Genomic DNA, 26442 nt, shown 5'->3' with positions numbered 1-26442 from the left:
TTTTGCCAAGTTTGAGAGAAATCAAAAGCAGCAGCAATGATATTTTTCCATTTGGTGATGGTGGTGGTATCAGCACCAAAATAAACCAAGACGTGTGCGCCAGTCATGGTAAAGCGCAACACACGTAGAGCAATGTTAAAAGCCATCAGGGCGGCAATGGTTTTGATAATGGCGCTTGTTAAAACGGGATGGTCCTTGCCCCATGCCATTTTACAAAACGCGCATTTAATGGTAAAAAATAACCATAAAAACAATAAATTATCACGTATTTCTAACTAATCTCACCTCTTCCCACTTAGTACAAAACCTAATGTCAAACTACATCCAACGGAGTTTTGTATAGTATGTAGCCTTTCGGAAATTGTGGCTTATCAGCGGATTCTGTATATTTTTATATTTCATTCGTTCAAAGAAGACACTGAGCACTCAAAGAACCCTCAACGCTCTATTAAAGCCTTCTCTCATTTTTGCTGTCAAAAACTCATTCGATACATAATGTAGGTAAGAACAATCAATTATCACATATCCACTCTAATTTCACCTTTTTCCACTAAATATAAAATATTAAAAACACTACTATTCTTATTTATATTATATTTTTTACTTTATTTTATATAACTGTATTTCTTTAATTATACATCAAGAAATATTAAAATAAATGAATATTGATATAAAATAATATGTACCATTAATAAAAAACTTATTTTTAAAATATAATTATATAAAAATACATTATGAAATAAATTTAATATTACATAATTAAACATAAATACAACTTTAAATTTGACAAAAAAAGCAAAACAAAATATCAAAGTGCTGTGTTATTAAAATAAAAGCAATATCTATTTCCACTTCTGCTTATGAAGTTAGCAGGAAAATGAATGTTGGGGGCTTTAAAAGGAGTAGACTGATGCCTAAAAAATTTCTTCTATCCTGCACAGCAATTGTGGCAGTTGTACTTTCTGGTATCAATCTTAATGCACAAGCTAAAAATCTTGAAATTTCAGAAAATAAAAAAGAAGTTTCCAACGAAACCTACGAAATTATTCACGCAAAAGAAGGTGGTCAAATTATCGGCAAGCATTTGACGATAATCGGAAACAAAAAAACAAACACCAACATAGGCACAAATGCGCACGCTATAACAGCTGAAGGTTCTAACACTGCGATTGAATTACTGGATGGTACAACCATTAAAGGAACTGGTTCTAGCATTTTCTTCGGTCTTGAAGCAAAGGATGGTGCTACACTGAAAATGACTGGGGGAACTATCACAGTTTCCAACACTGGCACTAAATTCTTGAACAGTAAGAATGCTGAAAACAAGCTAAAAGATATAATAATATCAAGTGGCAAAGGCAAAGCTCCACTAACTTTTGCAATATTTGCAGACAAAGACAGTGAAGTCACTTTAGAAAATGTAAAAGTGACTAAGGCAACGAATAGCGTTACAGCAAATAATAAATCTGAAATCACGATATTGGGAGGATCATTTGATGCCACAAAGGCAGCAATATCTGCTTACAATGGCAGTCGCGTAACTCTAACTAACAATGTTCAAACTACATCATCTCATGGCACTGGACTCCATGCAACAGATTCAGAAACCACAATCGAAATGACGGGAGGAAGCGTAATCACAGAAAAAATGGCGTTGGTTGCAGAAAACGGTGGACATATCAAGGTCACGGATGTTGCGTTAACTGCGACGAATGATAAAATCGGAACAGTTGTCGCCGGCGGTCCGAACAGCGTGATTGAATTGCATGGGAATACAACAATTAAGAATGCTGTAATCGGTCTTCATGCACAAAACAGTGGAATGATTAAAATGATCGGAGGGACCATTACAGCTTCTGCAACCGGCGCTGGTTTCTATAATAGTAAGAGCAATGGAAACAAGCTAAAAAATGTGAAAATATCGGGCAGTAACCATAAAGAGCCTAAAATCACAGGAATAGGTGCCGACAAGGAAAGCAACGTCACTTTAGAAAATGTAACAGTTACGCAGGCAAAAAGTGGCATAGTTGCAAATAATCATTCTAAAGTAACGGTTTCTGGAGGATTATTTGAGGGCAAAAACGTAGGGGTATACGCTGGAAACGGCAGCAACATTACTTTAACCAGCAATAAAAAAGGTAACGTTCAAGTTACATCAACATCATCGAATAGCAAAGGACTCTACACAAATGGTTTACATTCTACCATCACAATGACGGGAGGAACAGTAACCGGAGAATTAGCGTTGGTCGCAGAAAACGGTGGACATATTAAGGTCACGGATGTTGCTCTAACAACAAATGAACATGGGGGCAAGGTCACTGATGTTCCTATAATAGGCGCAGGAGTCAATAGCGCTAATAGTATGATTGAATTATATGGCAATACAACGATTAAGAATGCTGGTGTTGGGCTTGTGGCAAGTAACGGTGGCGTAATTAAAATGATTGGGGGGACTATTACAACTTCTAAAACTGGTGTTGGCTTCGTGAACAGTAAGAGCGCCGAAAGTAAACTAGAAAATGTAATAATATCAACCGGTAAAGATAAAAATTCAGGCAAAGGAATTCTTCTAGAGAAAGAAAGTGGTCTCACTTTAAAAAATGTAAAAGTGACTCAAACAGGCAACAGCGTAATTGCAAATAATCGTTCTAACATAACAATCTCTGGAGGATCATTTGATTCAAGCTATGCAACAATATGTGCTCAAAACGGTAGCAGTATCACCTTAACGGACAATGCTCAAATTACGTCACATGATGAAGCAGGCCTCTATGCACGAGACTCAAAATCCACAATTACAATGACAACAGGAAACGTGACAGGAAAATATACAGCCTTAGAAGCAGACATAGGTGGCCATATTACGGTTACAAATGTTGCTTTAAAAGCAACTAATAATGGCAGTGGTGTAGCTGCTGGTGCAGCTGCCTCTGGCTCTAACAGTGTGATTGAATTGCTTGGCAATACAACGATCAGTGACGTTAAAATCGGAATTGATGCGCAAAACGATAGCACAATCAAAATGATCGGAGGAACCATTACTGCTTCCGAAGCAGGCGTTCACTTGTTAAAAAACAAGAGCAATAACAAACTGAAAGATGTAACGATATTAAATCGTAAGGATAATGCACTACTAATCAATGCAATAATTGCAAGAAGAAGTGCCATTACTTTAGAAAATGTAACCGTTCCGCAAGCAATCAATAGCATAATTTCAGATAATGGTTCTCAAATAACAGTTTCTGGAGGATCATTTAACGCAAAAGGTGCAGCAGTATCTGCTATAAACGGCAGTACTATTACTTTAACTGACAATGCTCAAATTACATCATCTGATGACAGTGGGCTCTATGTAAAAGATTCAAAATCCACCATCACCATAACGGGAGGAACAGTACAAGGTAAAACTACTGCATTATTTGCCGGAAACGGCGGACATATTAAAGCCACGAATGTTACTCTAATAACAGCAGATAATAACGGATTCGGTGCGGAAAGCCAAGATGTTGGCAGTTTAGTTGAATTATATGGCCATACAACGATTAAAAATGCTGAGATCGGACTTTATTCAGAAAATGGCAGCACAATCAAAATGAGTGGAGGGACAATAATTGCCGAAAATAGTGCATTTGTTGTAAATAATAATGGACATATTGATGTAACAAATGTTTCTGCCACAGCAGAAGATAGAGGTATCGCATTTGAAAAGTCTAAGAACAATAGAACATCAGAAATCAATTTAACCAATACAAAACTTCATATTAAAAACGGTACTGGAATTAATGCAAATGAATCAATTGGTAAAGCCAATCTCAAAAATTCAGAAATCCGTGCCAATGTTTTATTAGTAACCGAAGCTTCAACGATAAAAAATGATTTCACTTTTACACTAAACGCCGATCGCTCCATCTTAGACGGCAAAGTGAGCACTGAAAAAAAATTCAAAACAGTCTTTGATTTGCAAAACAATACGAAATGGACATTGAAAACAAGCACAAATAAAAAAAGCCAGAACAAAAAACTGCTTGATATTGCTCAAAGAGCACGTTCTGATATTTCTGTCCTTAACATCAATAACAGCTCTATTGTTTTTGAAGAGCCAACTGAAAATCATTATCACACGTTGCACATAGGATCTGGCAGACCAAATACTAAAAAAGTCTACAATGCTACAGGAAAAGCAGAAATTCATTTCAACGTCGAATGGAGTGATAGTGCTGCCATAAACAAACAAAAAGCTGACCATCTTCTGATTCACGGTGATGTTTCAGGTACTACACTGGTTTATATCACTGGACATTTAGAAAAGAACAATATTAAAGCAGACGCTTCTGCTCTTACCAGTGCACGTGGTCTTTCACTCATTCAAGTTTTTGGGAAAGTAAATCAAAACTCTTTCAAACTTGCACAGGACTATATCACAATAAGTGGTTCACCTTATAAATATATACTGAAAGCTTATGGACCAAAATCAAACCACAGTAAAACAAATGCTGAACAAAACCTTTTAGGAGAAAATAAAAATTTCTGGGATTTTCGCTTACAACCAGTACTGCTTGATAGCGACTCAAAAGTAAAAACCATCGTGCCATAAATACAAACTATTTGATCAAGCCCCAATGCTCTCTTGTACGCTGGATTGACCAATATGGCTAAGCAAAATGCAACTGTTAACCAATATGCGACATTTGTCTTAAGGAAAGAATAAGACAAACGGAATGGCTTTTTCTTATATACCTATGGAAAAACAGGAAGCTTATTTTTTGATAAGTAGTACTTCTAGTAGATATGGTTATAGCAGTGCTCATCTTCGTTATGCTTCTCTACAAGGAGGTGTTAACTTTGTCGCGCTAGAAGGGAAAAATATCTACAACACATTTTGGTCTTATAGAAACCTATGGACAACTCTCTTTGCACTCCAAAGAATATGCAAGACAGCAAGTAAGAGCATATTGAATAAATGGTCATTTCACTCACCGCCTATGGCAGTAAACAGCGTGACAGTGGTTTCTATCTTGATACGCTGTTTATCCTATGGATTCCTAAAGAGAAAGATCACCAATGCCCTCATTAGTACAACCACAAAATTGAAAAATGCAAAAATGTTGGCGATCTCCACAACTGTTAGCAAACAATTTGCAACGGGTATCCAAGGCGTAACATTCGAACCGCAGGCACAGCTTGCCTATCAACATTTGATGTTTGATACCATTAAAGATGCTGATAATCTGACCATTAAGATGCAAAATCCTTCTCAATGGATAATCCCGTGTTGGTGGACGTTTGACAAAAACCATTGCCACTGAAAACAGCCGTCCTATGTCTTTCTATGGAAAAGTAAACTTAATCAAAACCTTTGGTGATGATCAGACATTCCATATTGATAAGTATTATAAATGTGACCCCTCGGGAAGTTTCGTTGAAGGTGGCCCACAATTGTCCGCTAACCTCTCCCTTCATGGTGATGTCAGCTATCAACAAAAGCTTCAAAAACTGGTATAAGTGGTGCAAGCTTTTCAGGAGGAATACTCTATCAGTTTTAAATCAAGACTGTAAAAATAGCCTATTCAATTTAACAAAAAGGCAGCATATTGCTGCCTTTTTGGTTTATTATAAGCTGTTTTTAAGCGCTTTTTTAAATAGAGAACAGCGAAATATTTGAAGACAGTCATTGACCATTGGATGTTTTTTACAAAAAATTCTTTTTATAAAGAATAAAACTGTAAAAAAGAGAACAACCAAAAACAAAATGATATTGTAAAATAATGAGAAGCTTTTCTAGAAAATACAACATTACTATCGTTTGTTATTTCTCACGAATTTAATGCTTAAAATTCCAAAATAAAACTTTTGAACATAAAATGATAAGTAAAAAATAATGCAATAATATCAAACAAAGGGATGTATGTTATAAGTCACTCATATATTTCAAAATGGAAGTTCTAATAGGATTTAAAATATTACAGCTCAAACACTGCCCAGAAAATTCATACTGAAAAAATCCTATTATCCCCTTCCCTCTTAACAATGCCGCCAAACATCTCCAGAAACTTCAAAACAAATAAAATTGCATTTTCTCTTCTGTAAAATTGATCATGCTCTTTGCTCTCTATGGACAATAGGCTCTATACTTGCTTCAAAAAACTCCTTTGTATAATCGTGTTGCGCATGTAGATTACGCAATTCATCATTGCTAAGCTCTTCAAGAATAATCCCTTTATGCATAATTCCAACACGTTCACAAATATGTGCAACAACAGCAAGATCATGGGATACCATTAAATAAGTAAGCTTTTTTCTCACGCGCAGTGATTTCAACAAGTTTAAAATTTCAGCCTGTACCGACACATCCAATGCAGATGTTGGCTCATCAAGCAACAACACCTCTGGCTCAATAATTAAAGCACGTGCAAGAGCAATACGCTGACGCTGCCCTCCAGACAACTCATGAGGATAACGATAAAGAAATGAAGAATCTAAACCAACGGAATCTAAAGCATCCTCCACCCGCTCTCTTTGATTATCCATTCCATGGATTTTGAGCGATTCAGAAAGAACCGTATGGACCATTTTTCTTGGATGCAGCGAAGCATAAGGATCTTGAAAAACCATTTGAATACAGCGTAAAAAATCCTTACTTCTTTTCTTTTCAACTTCTTGTCCAGCAAAAAGGAATTTTCCACTATAATCTGGAATAAGCCCCACCAATGTATTCAAAATAGTTGACTTTCCACATCCGGATTCACCAATCAAACCATAAGCTTCACCACGCTTAATATGAAAATTAACATTTTTAACAACTGTTACTGCCTTATGCCTGTGCCCAAAAGTTACAGATAAATTAGAAACATCAATAATATTCTCACAATTTGTCATGAGGAACCTCCTCAACGCCATTAACAATCGTAGGATTATACAACCAATCAGGATCACGCTCAGGAACAGCCAAAATATCAACTGGATTATCAAGCCGTGGCAAACTCGCGAGCAACGCCTTTGTATAAGGATGACAAGCGTGAGACAAATCAGAAGCAGGCAACTCTTCTAAGACACGGCCCGCATACATCACCAAAATACGATCACAAAAATCAGCAATCATATTTAAATCATGACTAATGAAAATAAGTCCCGTTCCAGATTTTGTCACAAGTTCATCTAATACAGATAAAACTTGTCGTCTGACCGTAATATCAAGTGCAGATGTTGGCTCATCAGCAATAATTAAATCAGGTTTTGGAATGAGCATCATTGCAATCATCACGCGCTGCCCCATCCCCCCAGATATTTCATGAGGAAAGAGACGCATCACATGTTCAGGATCACGAATATGAACAGATTCTAACATAGATATGGTGCGCTCCCTCGCTTCAGCTTTTGAAACACGGTAATGAATACGGTAAGCCTCCATAATCTGTTCCCCGATCCGTATTAATGGATTAAGTGAATATTTGGGATCCTGTAAAATCATTGAAATACGTTTCCCACGGATTTTTCGCATCTGAGGTTCACTTGCGGCCAATAAATCAACATCCTCAAAGCGCATTTTTTTAGCTTTAACAATGGCTGCTTTTGGACTCAATCTTAGTATTGCGCGCCCAGTCATCGATTTTCCAGATCCGGATTCACCAACAATTCCAATTTTTTCTTTTCCAACAGAAAAACTAACGCCACGCACAACTTCTGAAATGCCGCGCGTTGTAGGAAAAGAAATACGTAAATCTTCTACTTCTAATAATTTATTACCCATTGCGTGGATCCAATACATCACGAAGACCATCACCTAAAAGGTTGAAAGCAAGACTTGCAAATAATATTGCACAGCCTGGTATTGCCGCCAACCACCAATTTGTCATCATAAATTCCCGCCCTGAAGAAAGCATCGCACCCCATTCAGGACTTGGAAGTTGAGCTCCCAACCCTAAAAAACCAAGACCAGCAGCCGTTAAAATAATTCCAGACATATCCAAAGTTAATCGTACAATCACTGAAGGAATACACATGGGCGCAACATGAAACAAAATAATTCGCCAAGCAGAGGCCCCTTGCAGGCGAACTACAGAAACATAATCAGAAGAACGTATTGTCAAAGTCTCAGCACGTGCTAAACGTGCAATTGGTGGCCATGCTGCAATTGAAATTGCAATAGAAGCATTTTCAATCCCTGGTCCCAATGCGGCTGAAAATGCAAGAGCTAAAATCAAACCTGGAAAAGCAAGAAAAATATCGACAATGCGCATGAGCACAGTATCAACCCATCCGCCCATATAACCAGATACAGTTCCAACAATAAGCCCTATTGGACCTACAATAACTGTTGTAAGAAAAACAACATAAAGAGTAATACGGGAACCAAAAACAAGGCGACTAAAAATATCACGTCCCAATTCATCTGTTCCAAAATAATGCGCCATAGAGGGTGGCTGCAACCGATGCCCCAGATCATTGCTAAGAAAATCATGCGTAGCAATCCAAGGAGCAAAAAATGCACATATGATAATAATACAAATAATAAGCAGACCGAATACAGCCGAAAAGTTATGAAAAAACTTAGCCAGTGCGTGATAAATTCTTTGTATGTTCGCTTGAATTATGGAGTTTGGAACAGGATCGTTTAACCAACTACCCAAAGAAGATGATGATTGCGATTTATGATGATTACTTACTGTCATATTCAACGTGTCCTTGGATCAAAAATGCGATAAAGCAAATCAGAAAATAAATTAATGGCGACAAAGATAAATCCTACAAGTAAAGTACATCCTACAACTGCATTCATATCTCCGGCTAAAAGAGCATTTGTCAAGTAATGTCCAAAACCAGGCCAAGCAAAAACTGTCTCCGTTAAAACAGCCCCTTCTAATAAAAAAGCATAAGAAAGTGCAACAACGGTAATAATTTGAACAGCAGCATTTCGAAAGGCATGCCCCCAAACGGTTCGCGCCCACGATAATCCCTTTACACGTGCAGTAATGATATATTCCTGATTAAGCTGCTCAATCATAAACCCACGAGTCATACGGCTAATATAAGCCATAGCACCGAAAGCCAAGATCAAAGCAGGCATAATAACGTGACTAAAAACATTACCAAAAGCCTGCCATTGTCCTTGGCTTGCAGTATCCCAAAGGAAAAATCCTGTTTTTGGTTCAAAAGAATATTCATAAAGAAAATCAAGTCGTCCTGGGCCACCAACCCAGCCAAGCTTGGCGTAAAATATTAACAACGCCATTAATCCGAGCCAAAATGTTGGAGTAGAATAACTTACAAGTGTAAAAACACGGACAACATAATCAATAAATGAATCGCGATACATTGCTGCAAAAACACCAAATGGAATTCCAAGACTTGTGCCAATAACAATAGCAACGGTTGCAAGCTCTAATGTTGCAGGAAACACACGCATAATATCGGCTAGAACAGGTCGCCCAGAAGTTAAAGCATCTCCAAAGTCAAACAAAAATACATTATGAAGATACTTCCAATATTGGACAATCAACGGCTTATCAAGACCCAGCTTATAATACATTGCATCATAAGCTTCCTGACTGATATTATCACCAAGAATAGACAGAACCGGATCTAGAGGAAGAAGATGACCAAGAAAAAAAGTGATCGTCACCAACCCAAGCAATGTGATAAAAACTGAAATAAGAAGTTTCAATCCTTTGCATAAAAAATCCCATAAAAATAATTTTTTCTGCTTTTCTGATACAGCTCTTTCAGTCTCTGAAAGTGGCAAAACCATTATAAAAATCCCCTCTGTAGCGACAAAACATAAAGCAAATACTTTTTTATATAACAAAACAATCTCTTATTAAGCATGTTCTACAATCCTTTTCTATAACATGCTTCTTTTTATTTTTCTGCTTCATTGTAATAAAGTCTATAACTGTTCCAAATCCATTTTTTGACATCAGGCCCCATACCAACGGTATAATATGTCTGAAATAAATAAACCATAGGACCATGCTCTAGCACATAATGCTGTAAAGTACGATATTGCATGATACGCTTATTGGGGTCTTTCTCAAACAAAGCATCCATCACCATGTTATTAATATTTTCATCATAATACCCAGCGCGCCAAGCTAAATACATATTGTGCTTTTTTGTAAATGTTGGATCAGGGTTAAACACGTGATTTAATGAAGCAGGATGTCCATCAGGATCGGCACTCCCCCACCCCATAATAGCAGTATCATAATTTCCACCACGTACACGGCTCAACAATTGATTTTGTGCCATTTTTTCAATTGTAAGCTCAACACCAATTTTGCGTGCATTGGCTTGAATAGACTGTGCAACAGACGACATATAACTAAGGCTTCCAACTAAAAGATTAGCTTTAAACCCATTAGGATAACCAGCTTCAGTAATCAGTTGTTTTGCTTTTTTCAAATCCAACTGAAAAGGCAAACCTTCTTTTTCATCTAAAGCACCTGGAACACCTAAAGACATATAAGTTGCCCGAGGAATAGCAATCCCTTTCAAAACAGTTTTTCCAAGACCTTCATAATCAACCAAATAACGAAGTGCCAATCTGACCTTTTCATTCGCAAAAATTGCATTCTTATTATTTAACGATAAGTAAATAATCTGCGGACGCAAAACACGACTAATTTTGACTGGGCCTCCTTTTTTTGCAAGATCTAAAATATCCTCTGAAGAAAGATCACGCACTATATCCACATCACCTTTTTCCAAAAGAAGTCTTTGACTTGATGAATCCGCTACATGCTGCACAACAATCTGCTTAATTTTAGGCACATCGCCCCAATAATGTTGTGTCGCCTCTAACACAACTTTATCTCCTGGAGACCAGCTCACCAATTTATAAGGTCCAACACAAGCTGTATGTGTTGCTAAATATTTATTCCCCATATCACCGTTAATACTCTGTGCTTCAATTGTTTTCCGATCAAGCAAAGCAGAAGCATAAGATTGTCCAATAACAGTCAATATGAGCTGAATAGGATAGGGTTTATCTAATTTTAATTGTAAAGTCTTATCATCAAGAGCCTGAATATTTGTTTCAATATTGTTTTTGGTAAACCCATAATCCATTAAAGATTGAGCATAGCTTAATCCTAATTTAATAATCCGTCGCATCGACCATACCAAATCTTGCGCTGTAGCCATCCTTCCATCATTAAACTTTAAATCATCACGAAGATGAAAGACTATTCTTTTGCCATTGTCTAAAACGTCCCAAGATTTTGCCATAGCAGGGCGAATTTTTGTAGGATCATGCTCATCATATTGCACTAACGCGCTGCAAATATTCGTTAATAACTCACTCGTCACAACCTCAACAGTTTGCGCTGGATCAAAACTACTAATTGAATCAATATTCCATGCCATTACCAATATATCTTTAGATGAGGCACTGAATGCCGTTGTTACAGCCCCATTAAAAAAAATGATTGAGCTTAATAAAATAGAAATTTTTTTCAATATTCTTTGTTTTCCCATTTTATCTCTTCCTTTTGTATTCTTCTACCTTTTCACACAAAGTGATTGTGATTTTGCTTAAATAGCATAGCATTAGACATCAATTTCATTTAATCAAACTAAGCATCTACAAAATAATTTTCTTATACATCAGTCTATATTCGGGATGCAGAGAATCTATAACCATAAACAAAGATCCTCCCCAATATAACTTTCTATATTCATCGCTCCCTATAAACGATCTTAATTATATACTGCTACTACATAAACATCCCTCACAGTTTCATCCTAAAAAAACTGAAGAGCTTTATATGGGAGAATATTTTCATCATGCAATTATGATTAAGCTCTTTTTAGCTTTGATAACACTAAAAAGACACACTTATTTTTCAATTTTACTATAAAAAATACGCGGTGCACTATTCCAAACCCATTTTTTGACATCAGGCGTCATCGCGACAACGCTATATTGTTGAAAGATAAACGCATAAGGTCCTTTTTGCATTAATTCACGTTGTAAATCAGCATAGAGTTGCGCTCGTTTTTGCGGATTTTTTTGAAACAACGCTTCTTCAACTTTTTGATTCATCTTAGCATCAAAATACCCATGCTTCCAACTAGGATAGGCTGTATTTCTAGCCTCAAAACGATTATCTGGATTGAAAATAAGACGTGAAGCCATGGTATGAGGATCCGCAGAATCATTATTCCATCCGATAAAAGCCGTATCAAAAGCTCGAGCATCCACTTTTGAAAATAACTGTGTACCTGCTACACGTTCAATTTTAAGACGCACGCCCGCCTGTGCAGCACTATCCTGGAGTGACTGAGCAAGTAACAAAGTATAAGGAGTGTTTGACACGAGAAAATTTGCCTCAAACCCATTCGGATAACCAGCTTCTGCTAAAAGCTGCTTGGCTTTTGCAATATCAAGTTTAAAGGGTTGCCCCTCTTTTTCATCCAAAGCCCCAAAGTTGCCAAGAGGAATAAAACTGGCCCGTGGGATACCAATCCCTTTGAGAAGCTTCTTGCCAAGACCTTCATAATCTATGAGATAACGCATCGCCAAACGTACTTTTTCCTTAGCAAAAATAGGATTTGTCATGTTGAATCCCCAGTACATCATAGTTGGCACTAACACTCTTTCAACTTTAACATCTGTTGTTTTTTGCAGATCTGCAAGATCTTCAGGTGTCAAATTACGAGCAACATCAATATCATGTTTTTGCAACAACAAACGTTGTGTTCCGGGCTCTGCAACATGGCGAATTAAAATCTGCTTCAGTTTAGGCGCTTGTCCCCAATAGTGAGAGCTTGCACGCAACAAAAGAGCTTCTCCAGGACGCCAACTTTTTAACTGATAAGGACCAACACAAGCAGCATGGCTTTTCAAATACTGATTTCCAAAATCGCCATCTTTTTCGTGTTTCATAATCGTCTTACGATCAAGCAAAGCTGTTGCACGACTCGCAACAATATTATTAAGAATGAGCTCTGCTGGATAAGGTTTATCAAATTTCATCACAACCGTTTTCTCATCGGGAGCTTGCAAAGCATCATCAACATTTTGCTCTGTAATTCCATATTCATTAAAAATTGCCGCATTACCCATCTTCAATTTGACAATCCGCTTCATACCCCAAACAAGATCATTGGCATTGGCTGATCGACCATCATTAAACTTCAAACCATCACGTAAATGAAAAGTAATCACCGTACTGTGATCATCACCTGAAACATCCCAATGTGTTGCTAAAGCGGGAACCATTTTAGCAGGATCATCTGTCGCAGTACTGACCAAATTATCACAAATATTGTAAATAATTTCACTTCCATAAACATCATTAAGTTGTGCGGGATCAAACGTACTGATTGCATCAAGATTCCAAGCCATCACAAGGGTATTAGCCGGTGTTTTTGCTGAAACTTGTTGTGCAACCATTGCCAATGCCATAAGAGCAGAAACAAGAGAGCTGCTACTTTTCAATATTGTTTTCTTCAAGTTCATAAACTTTTCCCTTTATTTATTTTTATCAATTAATGACGCTGAAATAATATAGCAAATTTATAATTATAACATTGAATAAATACGTTCTAATCGCCTATATTTTTAAACACCTACACAGAGTCATCTACTTGATAAATTCATTGACTTACGTCTCAATAAACCATAACGAACATGCAATATATGTTTTGCTAACCAGTATTACATTCTTTTCATAACCTCTTTGCATATGATAATGCACTATATCAGTTCTCTATTAATCATCAATAAGCCTTGTCGCCCCAAAAATAGTGAGCTTTAAAAAAATCATTACGCAAAAATTTATGAATTCATTATTCTATTCCTTTAGGCGACATTTAAAATAAAATATGCAAACTTTAAAAATAGTCATCCCCCTCAAACACTGTTTCAAGATACGGCGCATCTTTACTACATGACCAAAACGACACTGAAACAGCAGAAAGACATAAGAAAATATCTTTTCTAAAACGCTACCCCCCACAAAAATCTGCTTAATCTTTTGAAAACTAAGTGTCAAAAGTTTTACGTTTTTACCAACAAAACCAAACGCGTTAACAAAAATAAAGGAAAAATGAGAAGAAGCATTCCTTCCACGCTTTATCTTTTGAGAAATAAAGCTTACAATAAAAGAATATACACTAAAATGCATTCTCTCATTGATAAAAATAAAATTCATTAGACGTTTCCCCCCTAAAGACATAACGAATATAAACCCTTCTAAACTTTGGCGTGCATCATTGCTTTACCACTATAAAAATAGAATAGAAAACAACATACCGCAACAGAACTCTCGTTTCCAGCGGAAACATACAGAGATTCAACGAAGCAATGTAGTGGATACAAGCCTGCATGAGCTTAATCATCTTCCAAAAAATTGGAGCGCACACGCGGCAAGATCACTCTACTAATAGAGGAAAGCTATCAGATAATAAAACCCAACACAAGCAGCTTGAGTCATTTAACTTCAATTTTTCATCGCTGCATTTCATTTTATATTGCCTAGGTAAGCATTGGGCAATCAACCTACATATAAATAAATCAACAGTCATACAAGCAAAGAAAAACAATGCAACAACAGCACCCCATCTAACAACCACTTTGCATTCGTCAACAAACATGAATAAAATATTCATTAATTATAACAGTCATGTTATTAACGGAAATAAAAAAACTCTTCTGAACCATTACAAATACCAAAGACTGTTTCATAACACTGAGAGCTAGTAAATGTGTGATGGTGCCGATCTTCTCCTTCATAAGCGTAAAGATGGAGTGCACGATGGATTTACTGTCATAGTATTCATGAGCTGCGTCGCAAAATGGGCCTTGGTGTAACTAGATGTTTCTTTAAAACATACAAGACATCACCATGATCTAACTTCAGATACATAACAGTTAAGATATCACTCCTTTTTGCGTCTGTTTTTTCATCCTCAAAATTATACCTTTATCGTTTTTAGTGCCAACAACAATAGAAAATCATTACTATTGTATAGTTTGTATATTTCAATTATCTTATACAGCGGAATTGTATAACTTATATATTTGTTAAATAATTCAATTATTATCCTATTAATCATTACTCTTACAAAAGAAAGTTTGCCAATTTATCGACAAAAACATCCTTCAAGATGATCATTAACAATTCCTACGGACTGCATAAAAGCATAACAAATTGTGGGGCCAACGAATGTCCAACCACGTTTCTTCAAGTCTTGAGAAAGACGAAGAGAAGCAGGTGTCATAGGGTTAGCTAACAGTGTTTGAAAATCTATTTTTTCATAACGCTCCAATTGTGGTGGTTGAAAAGACCAAAAATAGTGGGACAAACTCCCCCACTCTGTTATAATTTCTTGTGCTCTCAATGCATTATTAAGCACTGATTGAATTTTTCCTTGATGGCGAACAATGTCTTTATTCTGCATTAACATTTGCACCTTCAGCTCATCATAATGAGCAATCTTTTCAAAGTCAAAGTGATCAAATGCAACGCGAAAAAAAGAGCGTTTTTTTAAAATTGTAAACCAAGAAAGCCCCGCTTGGAAACCTTCAAGACAAATTTTCTCAAACAAACGAATATCCTCAAAAATAGGCTTTCCCCATTCGGTATCATGATAAGCACAATAAAGTGGATCCGTTCCAGCCCATGCGCAACGAACTTTTTCATCCACTCCCTTAAGAAGACCTTCCGCAAGCATGGCATTAACCGTATTAAAAGAGAGTTCCTTGATCATCGCTTGGCGACTTTATCTGCTTGTGTTTTGACCGTTTAGAAAAAACAGGTTCTTGTGTTGCAACACTGATATCTCCATCAAAAAAGCGTAAATTTATTTGCCCTGTTTCAGGAAACTGAACCAATCGTTTAATGGGCTTATGATCTTTCCCCAAAGCCAAAACAAAACCGCGCTCCAAAATATTCTGATATGAAGTGCTTCTTAAAAGCCTAGATACTACCTCTAACCCAGCACGTTGTTTTTCCACACTACGCACAAAAGCACGCTGAAGACGTGCCGTATATTCCTTTGTATTGCGTTGTGCTTTTTCACTATTTAACAAACGCGGTGAAAAACGCACACCAAGTGCATGAAAAGAAAAACGTTTTTTATCGTAGCTTACACAAAGAGCACGCTGCAATCGACTTGAAGTTTCATCCAAACCACGCCGTGGTAAAGCAAAAAGTTGATCGGCAGTCGGAAGAGCTCGTAGAGTAGCACGCAATTTTTGTCGATAAAAATCCAAATAACGCGCGAGTCCCTTGCGCAAACGTGCATCAAGCGATGCCACCAGCACCTCGAGATCAAGCTTAACAGGAACAGCCCGTTCTGCTGCGGCGGTAGGAGTTGGAGCGCGCCAATCAGCCACATAATCAATCAAGGTCCAGTCCGTTTCATGCCCAACAGCAGAAATAACAGGAAGAGAAGATTCATAAACAGCACGAACAACAGCTTCGTCATTAAACCCCCACAAATCTTCTAAACTTCCTCCTCCCCGTGCAACAATAATAAGATCAGGTTTTGGAATAAGTCCACCTAGACCAAGAGCATTAAAACCTTCAACAGCAACAGCCACTTCCCTCCCACTTGTTTCCCCCTGAACACGTACAGGCCAAACCAAAATATGCAACGGAAAACGATCGGATATACGATGAATAATATCACGAATAACAGCACCTGTTGGTGATGTTACAACGCCTAAAATTCGAGGCATATAAGGCAAAGGTTTTTTCTTTTCTTCATCAAACAAGCCTTCTTCTAAAAACTTTTTCTTACGATTTTCAAGAAGTGTCATCAAAGCACCAACCCCCGTTGGTTCAAGAGCCTCAATGACAATTTGATATTTCGATGACCCTGGATACGTCGTAAGTTTACCAACAGCAACTACTTCCATCCCTTCTTCAGGAGGGAATTTGAGCTTTTCCATAACTCCACGCCAAATAACAGCTTCCAACCGTGCCTTATCATCTTTTAAAGCAAAATAAGCATGTCCCGAAGCATGAGTACCACGGTACCCTGATATCTCCCCACGCACCCGTACATAACCAAACTTTTCTTCAACAACACGCTTTAGAGCCCCTGCTATTTCGGAAACAGTGAATTCTGCCACATTTGTTACACCTGTTTTTTCACTAAACAAACTTACCATTTTTCAATTCTTTACGCCCGTTTCTGTGAATCTTTTTGAAACAACACATCTTTAAACTTTTGATTTATAGCTTCATCAAAATACCCATAACACCGGCTAGAACAGCTTATATTTTTAATTTCAAATCGATTATCAGGGTTGTAAAAAAACTTGAAGCCGTTGTACGGGGATGTCTAGAGTCATTATTTCATCCGAAAATTGTATCAATAGAAGTTAAAATATTCAATCCTAACATCCAAACAAACACATCTTCTATAAGAATTCCTGAAATAAAATTCTCTACACAACATAGTAATCCATTCCCGATAGAATTCAATGTATTGCAAAGTATTAAAGAGCTTTGCAATACATCAAATATATCATGACCATGTTTTTTATATTTTATAAACTTGATACCTTCTTATTTTTCAATTGCACTATAAAAAATACGTGGTGCACTATTCCAAACCCATTTTTTAACATCAGGTGTCATCGCTATCGTGTGATACGTCTGATAGATAAAAGCATAAGGCCCTTTCTGCATAAAATCACGTTGTAAATCAGCATACATTTGCGCCCGTTTTTTGGGATCTTTTTGAAACAATGCATCTTGAACCTTTTGATTCATAGTTTCATCCAAATACCCATGGCACCAACTCGCATAGCCTGTATTTTTAGCCTCAAGCCGATTATCTGGATTATAAATAAGACGTGAAGCCATTGTATGAGGATCCGCAGAATCATTATTCCATCCGAAAAAAATTGTATCAAAAGTACGTGCAGATAGTTTTGAAAATAACTGCGTGCCTACGAAGCGTTCAATTTTAAAACGTACCCCCACCTTTTTTGCATTGTCTTGGAGAGACTGAGCAATAGGCAAAGCAAAAGGATAAGGAGAGGCACCGGCAAAAATACTGGCCTCAAAACCATCCGGATAACCTGCCTCTGTTAAAAGTTGCTTTGCTTTTTGGAGATCAAGTTTAAAGGGTTGTCCCTCTTTTTCATCCAAAGCTCCAAGGTTACCAAGAGGAATAAAACTTGCACGTGGAATACCAACATCTTTGAGAAGAGTCTTACCAAGTCCTTCATAGTCAATAAGATAGCGCATCGCTAAACGCACTTTTTCATTGGCAAAAATAGGGTTTGTCACATTGAACCCCCATATGATCACGGATGGCTCTAACACTCTTTCAACTTTAATATCCGTTGTTGCTTGGAGATCTGCCAAATCCTCTGGCATCAGATTACGTGCAACATCGATATCGTGTTTTTGCAACAATAAACGTTGTGTTCCAGGTTCCGCAACATGGCGAATTAAAATCTTCTTCAATTTAGGCGCCTCCCCCCAATAATTGGAGCTTGCACGCAACAAAATTCCTTCTCCAGGGCGCCAACTCTCTAGCTGATAAGGACCAACGCAAGCAGAATGGCTTGCCAAATACCGGTTTCCCATATCACCATTTTTTTCGTGTTTCATGAGTGTCTCACGATCAAGCAAAGCAAGAGTACGACTAGTGGCAAAATGGCTAAGAATGAGCTCTGCTGGATAAGGTTTATCAAATTTCATCACAACCGTTTTGTCGTCCGGTGCTTGAAAAGCCTCATCAACGTTTTGTTCTGTAATCCCATATTCATTAAATGTCGCCGCAGTAGCCATCTTCAATTGAACAACCCGCTTCATGCTCCAAATAAGATCATTAGCATTCGCAGGACGACCATCATTGAACTTTAAACCATCACGCAAGTGAAAAGTAATCACCGTACTCTGATCATCACTTGAAACATCCCAACTCTTCGCTAAAGAAGGAACCATTTTAGCAGCATCATCTGTAGCAGAAACGACTAAATTATCACAAACATTAACAAGAACTTCATTACCATAACGGTCATTGATTTGTGCGGGATCAAATGTACTTATTGTATCAAGATTCCAAGCCATCACAAGCGTATCGGCAGGTGTTTTCGCTGAAACTTGTTGCACAAACATCCCCATTGCAAGAACAGCAGAAACAAAAGAACTGCCCTTTTTCAATATTTTTCTTTTCCCGTTCATAGAATTTTCCTTTTAAGATTTAAGGTTATTGTATAACTTCTCATGTGACAACATGCAAAAATGATAAGATCATGCTTAGAAAACACGCCTCCTAGAGGTAAAATATCAAAATCTCTAAAAGCAGCAGCCACTTTTCAAAAGCTCCTTCCCTCCCAAATACGTATAGAACAAACGAACATATGCAACGCAAAACGATCTGATTAAAATGAAGCTATCACGCACGATAGCACACGACATCACGGCACTTATAATTCAGAGCATATCAGACCAAAATCCTTCCTTGCTTCATTAAAAAGATTTCTTTTTCAAGTTTCTTCTTACGATTTTCTAAAAAGTATCATCAAAGCGCTACTCTAATTGCTTCAAAAGCCTCAAAACAATTTGATATTTTGATGATCCTGAATAAATTTTTTCGTAACCATTTTCACCCTTCTTCAGAAGAAAATTCGAACTTTATTATAACTCCGTATCAAATAACAGCTTCGAACCTATAGATTATCATATTTTAAGTCATAAGGAATGTAACCTGAGGTATGAGAAGAGTAGCTTGATGTTTCCCCACGTACCCGCATACAACAGTTTTTCTCACCAAAACATTTTATAAAGTCCCCATTTTTTCAGAAACACTAAATTTTGCTTTATTCGTTACACCTGTCTTTTGCAACAAACAAATTTATTACTTTTTATACATATAAATTGAAATATCAAATATTAATATCTATATACATAGAATTTATCGAAATAAATAACCTCTCTTCCCAATAGAATGTTTTGAAACAAAATTCTCTACACAACATGGTAATCCATTCCCGATAGAATTCAACGTATTGCAAAGTATTAAAGAGCTTTGCAATACATCAAATATATCATGACCATGTTTTTTTATATTTTATAAACCTGATACCTTTTTATTTTTCAATTGCACTATAAAAAATACGTGGTGCACTATTCCAAACCCATTTTTTGACATCAGGTGTCATCGCTACAGAAACATATGTCTGATAGATAAAAGCATAAGGCCCTTTCTGCATAAAATCACGTTGTAAATCAGCATACATTTGCGCCCGTTTTTTGGGATCTTTTTGAAACAATGCATCTTGAACCTTTTGATTCATAGTTTCATCCAAATACCCATGGCACCAACTCGCATAGCCTGTATTTTTAGCCTCAAGCCGATTATCTGGATTATAAATAAGACGTGAAGCCATTGTATGGGGGTCCCCAGAGCCATTATTCCATCCGAAAAAAATCGTATCAAAACCACGCGCATAAAATTTTGAAAACAACTGCGTACCTACAAAACGTTCAATTTTAAAACGTACTCCAACTTTTTTTGCATTGTCTTGGAGAGACTGAGCAATAGGCAAAGCAAAAGGATAAGGAGAGGCACCGGCAAAAATACTGGCCTCAAAACCATCCGGATAACCTGCCTCTGTTAAAAGTTGCTTTGCTTTTTGGAGATCAAGTTTAAAGGGTTGTCCCTCTTTTTCATCCAAAGCTCCAAGGTTACCAAGAGGAATAAAACTTGCACGTGGAATACCAACATCTTTGAGAAGAGTCTTACCGAGTCCTTCATAGTCAATAAGATAGCGCATCGCCAAACGCACTTTTTCATTGGCAAAAATTGGATTTGTCGCATTAAATCCCCATATGATCATGGAGGGCGCCAAAACTTTTTCAACTTTAATATCCGTTGTTGCTTGGAGATCTGCCAAATCCTCTGGCATCAGATTACGTGCAACATCGATATCGTGTTCTTCCAATAATAAACGTTGCGTTCCAGGCTCCGCGACATGGCGCATTAAAATCTTCTTCAATTTAGGAACCTCCCCCCAATAATTGGAGCTTGCACGCAACAAAATTCCTTCTCCAGGGCGCCAACTCTCTAGCTGATAAGGACCAACACAAGCAGAATGACTGGCCAAATATCGGTTTCCCATATCACCATCTTGTTCGTTTTTCATGAGTGTCTCACGATCCAGCAAGGCAGCAGTGCGATTAGTGGAAATATTGCTAAGAATGAGCTCTGCTGGATAAGGTTTATCAAATTTCATCACCACCGTTTTGTCATCCGGTGCTTGAAAAGCCTCATCAACGTTTTGTTCTGTAATCCCATATTCATTAAATGTTGCTGCATTAGACAATTTCAATTTGACAACCCGCTTCATACCCCAAACAAGATCATTGGCATTCGCAGGACGACCATCATAAAACTTTAAACCATCACGCAAGTGAAAAGTAATCACCGTACTCTGATCATCACTTGAAACATCCCAGCTCTTCGCTAACGAGGGAACCATTTTAGCCGCATCATCTGTAGCAGAAACGACTAAATTATCACAAATATTGTTAACCACTTCAATTCCATAACGGTCATTGAGTTGTGCAGGGTCAAATGTATTTATTGGATCGAGATTCCAAGCCATCACAAGCGTATCGGCGGGTGTTTTAGCTGAAACTTGTTGCACAAACATCCCCATTGCAAGAACAGCAGAAACAAAAGAACTGCCCTTTTTCAATATTTTTCTTTTCACGTTCATAGAATTTTCCTTTTAACGTTTATTGTATAAATTCTCCATGCAGCAAAACGTGCTTAATTTAAGTTTAGACGAACGATAGGCTCCTAAAGACCAAACTTTAAAATCTTCAAGAACAAGCACCTCTTGCCAATGACTCCTCTTGTCTACACTTATAAGCCAAACTAAAACATACAAAGGAAAACACTCTAATATACAATGAATGCTCACCAACAACAGAGCTTAATCACGATATCATAACGCCTACTATTGAAGACTATAAAACCTGTATTTTTTCTATCTTGTTAAGCAAGCTTGTCTCGTATTTCTTCCGGCGTTTTCTATACCATCAAAGCACTACCCCTTTTAGCTCAAGTACCTTAATAACAACGAGCCTTCATAACAATTTGACGATTTGATAAAACAGAAAAATTCGTTAGTTTGCCAAATGCAACGACTTTTATTCCTTCTTCAAAAGAAAATTTAATTTTTTCATCACTCCCCGTAAAATAACACCCTCCAAATGACATCTCATCATCTTTCAAAGCAAAAGAAAATATAAACACCATAAAAAACTGATATCCCTTGTGTACCCCCATAACAAAACTTTCCTTCAACATCGCAAAACCTTTGCACCTTTAGCACCACTAAATTCGGCGATATTTGTTACACTTCGTTTCTTTATGTTATACTCAGTTTTTTAACAAATAAATTGACCACTTTCTAATTCAGAAAAATTGAAATATCGATCTTAACATCCACTTAAATACACCTCTAATGAGAATGAAAAATATCTTTAAACGAATGTCTTGAAAAGACATTCAACAATATATCACACATTACCTATGATCTTCGGCGCATTGCAAAGCTTAAAATTTATACAATACGCCGAATATATCATGACGATGCCCTTTATCTATTGAACAGCATTGAAGACACTCTTATTTTTCAATTTTACTATAAAAAATATGTGGCGCACTATTCCAAACCCACTTTTTGATATCAGGCGTCATCGCGATAACAGTATATTTCTGAAAGATAAACGCATAAGGTCCTTTTTGCATCAATTCACGTTGTAAATCAGCATAGAGTTGTGCCCGTTTTTGCGGATCTTTTTGAAACAATGCATCCTGAACCTTTTGATTCATCGTTTCATCCAAATACCCATATTGCCAACTAGGATAGGCGGTATTTTTTGCCTCAAGCCGATTATCTGGATTATAAACAAGACGTGAAGCCATAGTATGAGGATCCGCAGAATCATTATTCCATCCGACAAAAATCGTATCAAAAGCCCGTGCATAAAGTTTAGAAAACAACTGTGTACCGGCCATCCGTTCAATTTTAAGACGTACCCCGGCCTTTGCGGCACTATCTTGGAGTGACTGAGCAAGCAACACCCTATAAGGAGCATTTGATACGAGAAAATTTGCCTCAAACCCATTCGGATAACCAGCTTCTGCTAAAAGCTGCTTGGCTTTTGCAATATCAAGTTTAAAGGGTTGCCCTTCTTTTTCATCTAAAGCCCCAAAGTTGCCAAGAGGAATAAAACTGGCCCGTGGAACACCAACACCTTTGAGAAGCTTCTTGCCAAGACCTTCATAATCTATGAGATAACGCATCGCCAAACGCACTTTTTCCTTAGCAAAAATAGGATTTGTCATGTTAAATCCCCAGTACATCATAGATGGTTCTAACACTTCTTCGATTTTAACATCTGTTGTTTTTTGCAGATCTGCAAGATCTTCAGGTGTCAAATCACGAGCAACATCAATATCGTGCTTTTGCAACAACAAACGTTGTGTTCCGGGCTCTGCAACATGGCGAATTAAAATCTGCTTCAGTTTAGGCGCTTGTCCCCAATAGTGAGAGCTTGCACGCAACAAAAGAGCTTCTCCAGAGCGCCAACTTTTTAACTGATAAGGACCAACACAAGCAGCATGACTTTTCAAATACTGATTTCCAAAATCGCCATCTTTTTCATGCTTCATAATTGTCTGACGATCAAGCAAAGCTGTTGCCGGACTTGCAACAATATTATTAAGAATGAGCTCTGCTGGATAAGGCTTATCAAATTTCATCACCACTGTTTTCTTATCTGGGGCTTGCAAAGCATCATCAACATTTTGCTCTGCAATTCCATATTCATTAAAAATTGCCGCATTACCCATCTTCAATTTGACAATCCGCTTCATACTCCAAAGAAGATCATTGGCATTGGCTGATCGACCATCATTAAACTTCAAACCATCACGTAAATGAAAAGTAATCACCGTACTGTGATCATCACCTGAAACATCCCAATGTGTTGCTAAAGCGGGAACCATTTTAGCAGGATCATCTGTCGCAGTACTGACCAAATTATCACAAACATTGCGAACAATTTCACTTCCATAAACATCATTAAGTTGTGCCGGATCAAATGTACTAATTGCATCAAGATTCCAAGCCATCACAAGGGTATCAGCGGGTGTTTTTGCTGAAACTTGTTGTGCAACCATCGCCAAAGCTATAAAAGCAGAAACAAGAGAGCTGCTATTTTGTAATATTTTTTTCTTCAAGTTCATAGACTTTTCCTTTTAAAGTTTACTATATAAATTTCCCACACAACAAGCACATGCTTAATAATAAGGTTAGATGATCCATAAGCGCCTCAAACAAAGTATTATTAAAACCTTCAAACAACACCACTTACCAACCACGGACTTCTACCCATGGCTATAAGCCAAGACAAACCAAAACATGCAACAACAAACACTCTGACATACAATGAATGCTCCCCATAACAGAGCCTATTCATGATGTCATAACGCCTACGATTGAAGACTATAAAACCACTATTTTCTCTCTTTTGTCGGGTAAGCTTGTCTCTTCTTTCCTCTCGCCTTTTTATGCCATCAAAAGACTCTTCTTTGTTAGCTTAAGCGCCTTAATAACAAAGAGCTCTACTAACAATTTGACATTTTAACAAAACAGGAAAATTCACCCATCAACCGACATGATCTCCTCCCCCTACAAGAGGAATTTTGAATTTTTCCATAATCCTCTGCCAAATAACAGCTTTTAAATTATATTTTATTTCTAAATAAAAGGAGCATAGGCTCCCCCTGATATTCCTTTACGCACCCACACATAACAAAACTTTTTTCCACATCGTATTTTTAATATCTTTGCTCCTTTAACAACACTCAATTCATTGCTTACATTTTTTCAGAAAAAAAGATCTTTTCAATGCACTAAGGTTGAAATATCTAAATATAATACCTATATAAGCATACCCTTATTAGAATAGATAGTCTTTTTTTAAGTAAACTGTCTTGAAATATTATTTCTATACACGACAATAATAAGTTCGTTACAAAATCTTCAATATACTAGAACTCTCACTCTGATCAGAAATGCTGAAACGTTATAAAATTTCTCTACAAATTCTCGAGACGAAAGGATATCCCTTCATTTAATAAAAGAAGCGCCATGAAAATATCGCAAAAAATGCAATAAAACATGTGTATATTTCAAAAACCAGCACCGTTAACCAGACTAAGGTGATAAACTCAAAAAGTAAGAAAAAATAAAAAAATGTTTTTCCTTTATGATAATAACATCGCTGTACCATGATAATACAATAAAAAACACGATCTTCGAAAGTATCTTAGAATGAAGCGAAAACAAAAATTATTAAATTCTTTTCATGCGTTTCTTGGAGAAAAATTAAGCCGCGTTAGTCTAAAATTGCTTATTCTTTCATTCTTCATTGGCATCGTAATGAATTTTTTGGGATGGACACCTCGAAACCTCATACAAAAAATAGTAGATTTTTTTCAATCACTATGGGAAGCAGGATTTATAACGCTTACAAATTTCTTCCATATAACTATGACAGGAGCTATTGTTGTTGTGCCTATTTTTCTTATCTTACGAATTTTTCATAAAAAATAAAAGCCTTAACATTTTCCTTGCGTTAATCTTTTCGAAAAATCAAACGACATAAAAATCCTGTAGTAATAGCAATAATCACTGCAACAATACCGTATAAAAAACGATACTTGTGCGCTGCATAAAAAATTGTATAGGTGATATGTGCTTTAACAATTTCAAGAGTCGTTGTTGCACTATCAATAAACTGTCCATCACGAAAAAGATAAGCACGAACTTTATAATGTCCAACTGGGATATTTGCTGGCAAACGAAAATGCGCTGTGAAAAGTGTGTCAGAACCAAAACGAACCCCACCCACTTCCTCATAATAAAGGCTTTTAGCTTTTTGCAATTTTATAAGTTCATCGCGAAAGATTTGTATTTTTTTCTGATCTTGTTCATCCGTCTGCAATGGCAAATAGAGTAATCCTAACCCTAAGCGTTTATAATCTTCAATGCTCGTAATATCGTCAATTTCACGTGTTGTGACCATAGAGTAAAAAAGAGGAACCTTTTTAAAAATAAGAGAATCTGTATTGACCCATACACCGGCATTGCGTTTTTTTTCTCGCATCACCATTGTCCGATCTTGTCCCTCCAAGCTTACAACAATATCATAACGGTTCTGTCGAGAATATAACGGATCAATATTTTCTAAAACACCAGCAATATAAAGATCACGACCAGCAAAATTTGCATCCACAGTAATCGTATTCGTTGTTACAATAATTTGGACAGTTTCGTGGTCAACTTGATCAATGAATGTAGCTGGCGTCCCAACATGTGACCATGTAGAAAAAGAAATAAAACAAAAGCAACCTGTAATGATGTATAAAGAAAATAATCTACCCATT

At 37.0% G+C, this 26442-nt stretch carries 17 protein-coding genes and 1 pseudogene; 4 read left to right on the top strand and 14 right to left on the bottom strand.

Annotated elements, in window-relative coordinates:
• Window positions 1–209, bottom strand: a pseudogene (locus ACFIMM_RS03105) (hypothetical protein); the annotation flags it as partial.
• A gap of 701 nt (window positions 210–910) precedes the next feature.
• Here ACFIMM_RS03105 and ACFIMM_RS03100 point away from each other — a divergent pair.
• From ACFIMM_RS03100 to ACFIMM_RS03090, 3 genes are all read left to right on the top strand, one after another.
• The gene (locus ACFIMM_RS03100) at window positions 911–4597 is read left to right on the top strand and encodes a right-handed parallel beta-helix repeat-containing protein (RefSeq protein ID WP_375692607.1); all 3687 of its coding nucleotides are present in this window, start codon (window positions 911–913) and stop codon (window positions 4595–4597) included.
• A gap of 124 nt (window positions 4598–4721) precedes the next feature.
• Window positions 4722–5309, top strand: a complete 588-nt coding sequence (locus ACFIMM_RS03095) for an autotransporter outer membrane beta-barrel domain-containing protein (protein ID WP_375628227.1) — start codon at window positions 4722–4724, stop codon at window positions 5307–5309.
• Complete coding sequence (locus ACFIMM_RS03090; protein ID WP_375612277.1) at window positions 5287–5505, top strand: hypothetical protein; 219 nt, start codon at window positions 5287–5289, stop codon at window positions 5503–5505. Before ACFIMM_RS03095 ends, ACFIMM_RS03090 begins: the two co-directional genes overlap by 23 nt.
• Before the next feature lie 591 nt (window positions 5506–6096).
• Here ACFIMM_RS03090 and ACFIMM_RS03085 read toward each other — a convergent pair.
• The 12 genes from ACFIMM_RS03085 to ACFIMM_RS03030 all read right to left on the bottom strand — a co-directional run bounded on the left by ACFIMM_RS03085 (window position 6097) and on the right by ACFIMM_RS03030 (window position 24237).
• Window positions 6097–6879: an ABC transporter ATP-binding protein gene (locus tag ACFIMM_RS03085; protein WP_273790734.1), complete on the bottom strand. Its 783-nt coding sequence runs from the start codon at window positions 6877–6879 to the stop codon at window positions 6097–6099.
• Window positions 6866–7750 (bottom strand): ABC transporter ATP-binding protein, encoded by an 885-nt coding sequence (locus tag ACFIMM_RS03080; protein ID WP_273790733.1) that lies wholly within the window; start codon window positions 7748–7750, stop codon window positions 6866–6868. Before ACFIMM_RS03080 ends, ACFIMM_RS03085 begins: the two co-directional genes overlap by 14 nt.
• Window positions 7743–8672 carry an ABC transporter permease gene (locus tag ACFIMM_RS03075; RefSeq protein WP_273790732.1) on the bottom strand — a complete coding sequence of 310 codons (930 nt, stop codon included), beginning with the start codon at window positions 8670–8672 and terminating at the stop codon, window positions 7743–7745. Before ACFIMM_RS03075 ends, ACFIMM_RS03080 begins: the two co-directional genes overlap by 8 nt.
• A 2-nt stretch (window positions 8673–8674) precedes the next feature.
• Window positions 8675–9748 carry an ABC transporter permease gene (locus ACFIMM_RS03070; RefSeq protein ID WP_375612276.1) on the bottom strand — a complete coding sequence of 358 codons (1074 nt, stop codon included), beginning with the start codon at window positions 9746–9748 and terminating at the stop codon, window positions 8675–8677.
• A gap of 110 nt (window positions 9749–9858) precedes the next feature.
• A complete protein-coding gene (locus tag ACFIMM_RS03065) occupies window positions 9859–11475 on the bottom strand; it encodes an ABC transporter substrate-binding protein (RefSeq protein WP_375692606.1) in 1617 nt (538 codons plus the stop codon).
• A 361-nt stretch (window positions 11476–11836) separates the two neighbouring features.
• A complete protein-coding gene (locus ACFIMM_RS03060) occupies window positions 11837–13462 on the bottom strand; it encodes an ABC transporter substrate-binding protein (protein ID WP_375682483.1) in 1626 nt (541 codons plus the stop codon).
• A 1625-nt stretch (window positions 13463–15087) separates the two neighbouring features.
• Window positions 15088–15714 carry a DNA-3-methyladenine glycosylase I gene (locus tag ACFIMM_RS03055; protein WP_375612273.1) on the bottom strand — a complete coding sequence of 209 codons (627 nt, stop codon included), beginning with the start codon at window positions 15712–15714 and terminating at the stop codon, window positions 15088–15090.
• Window positions 15692–17122 (bottom strand): exodeoxyribonuclease VII large subunit, encoded by a 1431-nt coding sequence (xseA, locus tag ACFIMM_RS03050; protein WP_375638549.1) that lies wholly within the window; start codon window positions 17120–17122, stop codon window positions 15692–15694. Before xseA ends, ACFIMM_RS03055 begins: the two co-directional genes overlap by 23 nt.
• 400 nt (window positions 17123–17522) lie before the next feature.
• On the bottom strand, window positions 17523–19154 hold the full coding sequence (locus ACFIMM_RS03045) for an ABC transporter substrate-binding protein (RefSeq protein WP_375638547.1): 1632 nt from the start codon (window positions 19152–19154) through the stop codon (window positions 17523–17525).
• Between the two features lie 908 nt (window positions 19155–20062).
• Entirely contained in the window at window positions 20063–21694 is a 1632-nt protein-coding gene (locus ACFIMM_RS03040) for an ABC transporter substrate-binding protein (protein ID WP_375692605.1), read from the bottom strand.
• Window positions 21695–22050: 356 nt separating this feature from the next.
• Entirely contained in the window at window positions 22051–22239 is a 189-nt protein-coding gene (locus ACFIMM_RS03035; protein WP_375613875.1) for a hypothetical protein, read from the bottom strand.
• Between the two features lie 372 nt (window positions 22240–22611).
• On the bottom strand, window positions 22612–24237 hold the full coding sequence (locus tag ACFIMM_RS03030; protein ID WP_375682484.1) for an ABC transporter substrate-binding protein: 1626 nt from the start codon (window positions 24235–24237) through the stop codon (window positions 22612–22614).
• A 1090-nt stretch (window positions 24238–25327) separates the two neighbouring features.
• On the opposite strand from ACFIMM_RS03030, the gene ACFIMM_RS03025 reads away from it, so the two are divergent.
• Window positions 25328–25609 (top strand): DUF6460 domain-containing protein, encoded by a 282-nt coding sequence (locus ACFIMM_RS03025; protein WP_375692604.1) that lies wholly within the window; start codon window positions 25328–25330, stop codon window positions 25607–25609.
• A 22-nt stretch (window positions 25610–25631) separates the two neighbouring features.
• On the opposite strand, the gene ACFIMM_RS03020 is transcribed toward ACFIMM_RS03025, so the two are convergent.
• Window positions 25632–26441: a TIGR02186 family protein gene (locus ACFIMM_RS03020; protein WP_273790722.1), complete on the bottom strand. Its 810-nt coding sequence runs from the start codon at window positions 26439–26441 to the stop codon at window positions 25632–25634.
• Window position 26442: the final 1 nt, after the last annotated feature.

This window comes from Bartonella sp. AP258QHHD, from assembly GCF_042196145.1.
GTDB lineage: Bacteria > Pseudomonadota > Alphaproteobacteria > Rhizobiales > Rhizobiaceae > Bartonella.
Note: the sequence above shows the minus strand (reverse complement) of the source record. Positions and strands in the feature narration are given on the sequence as shown.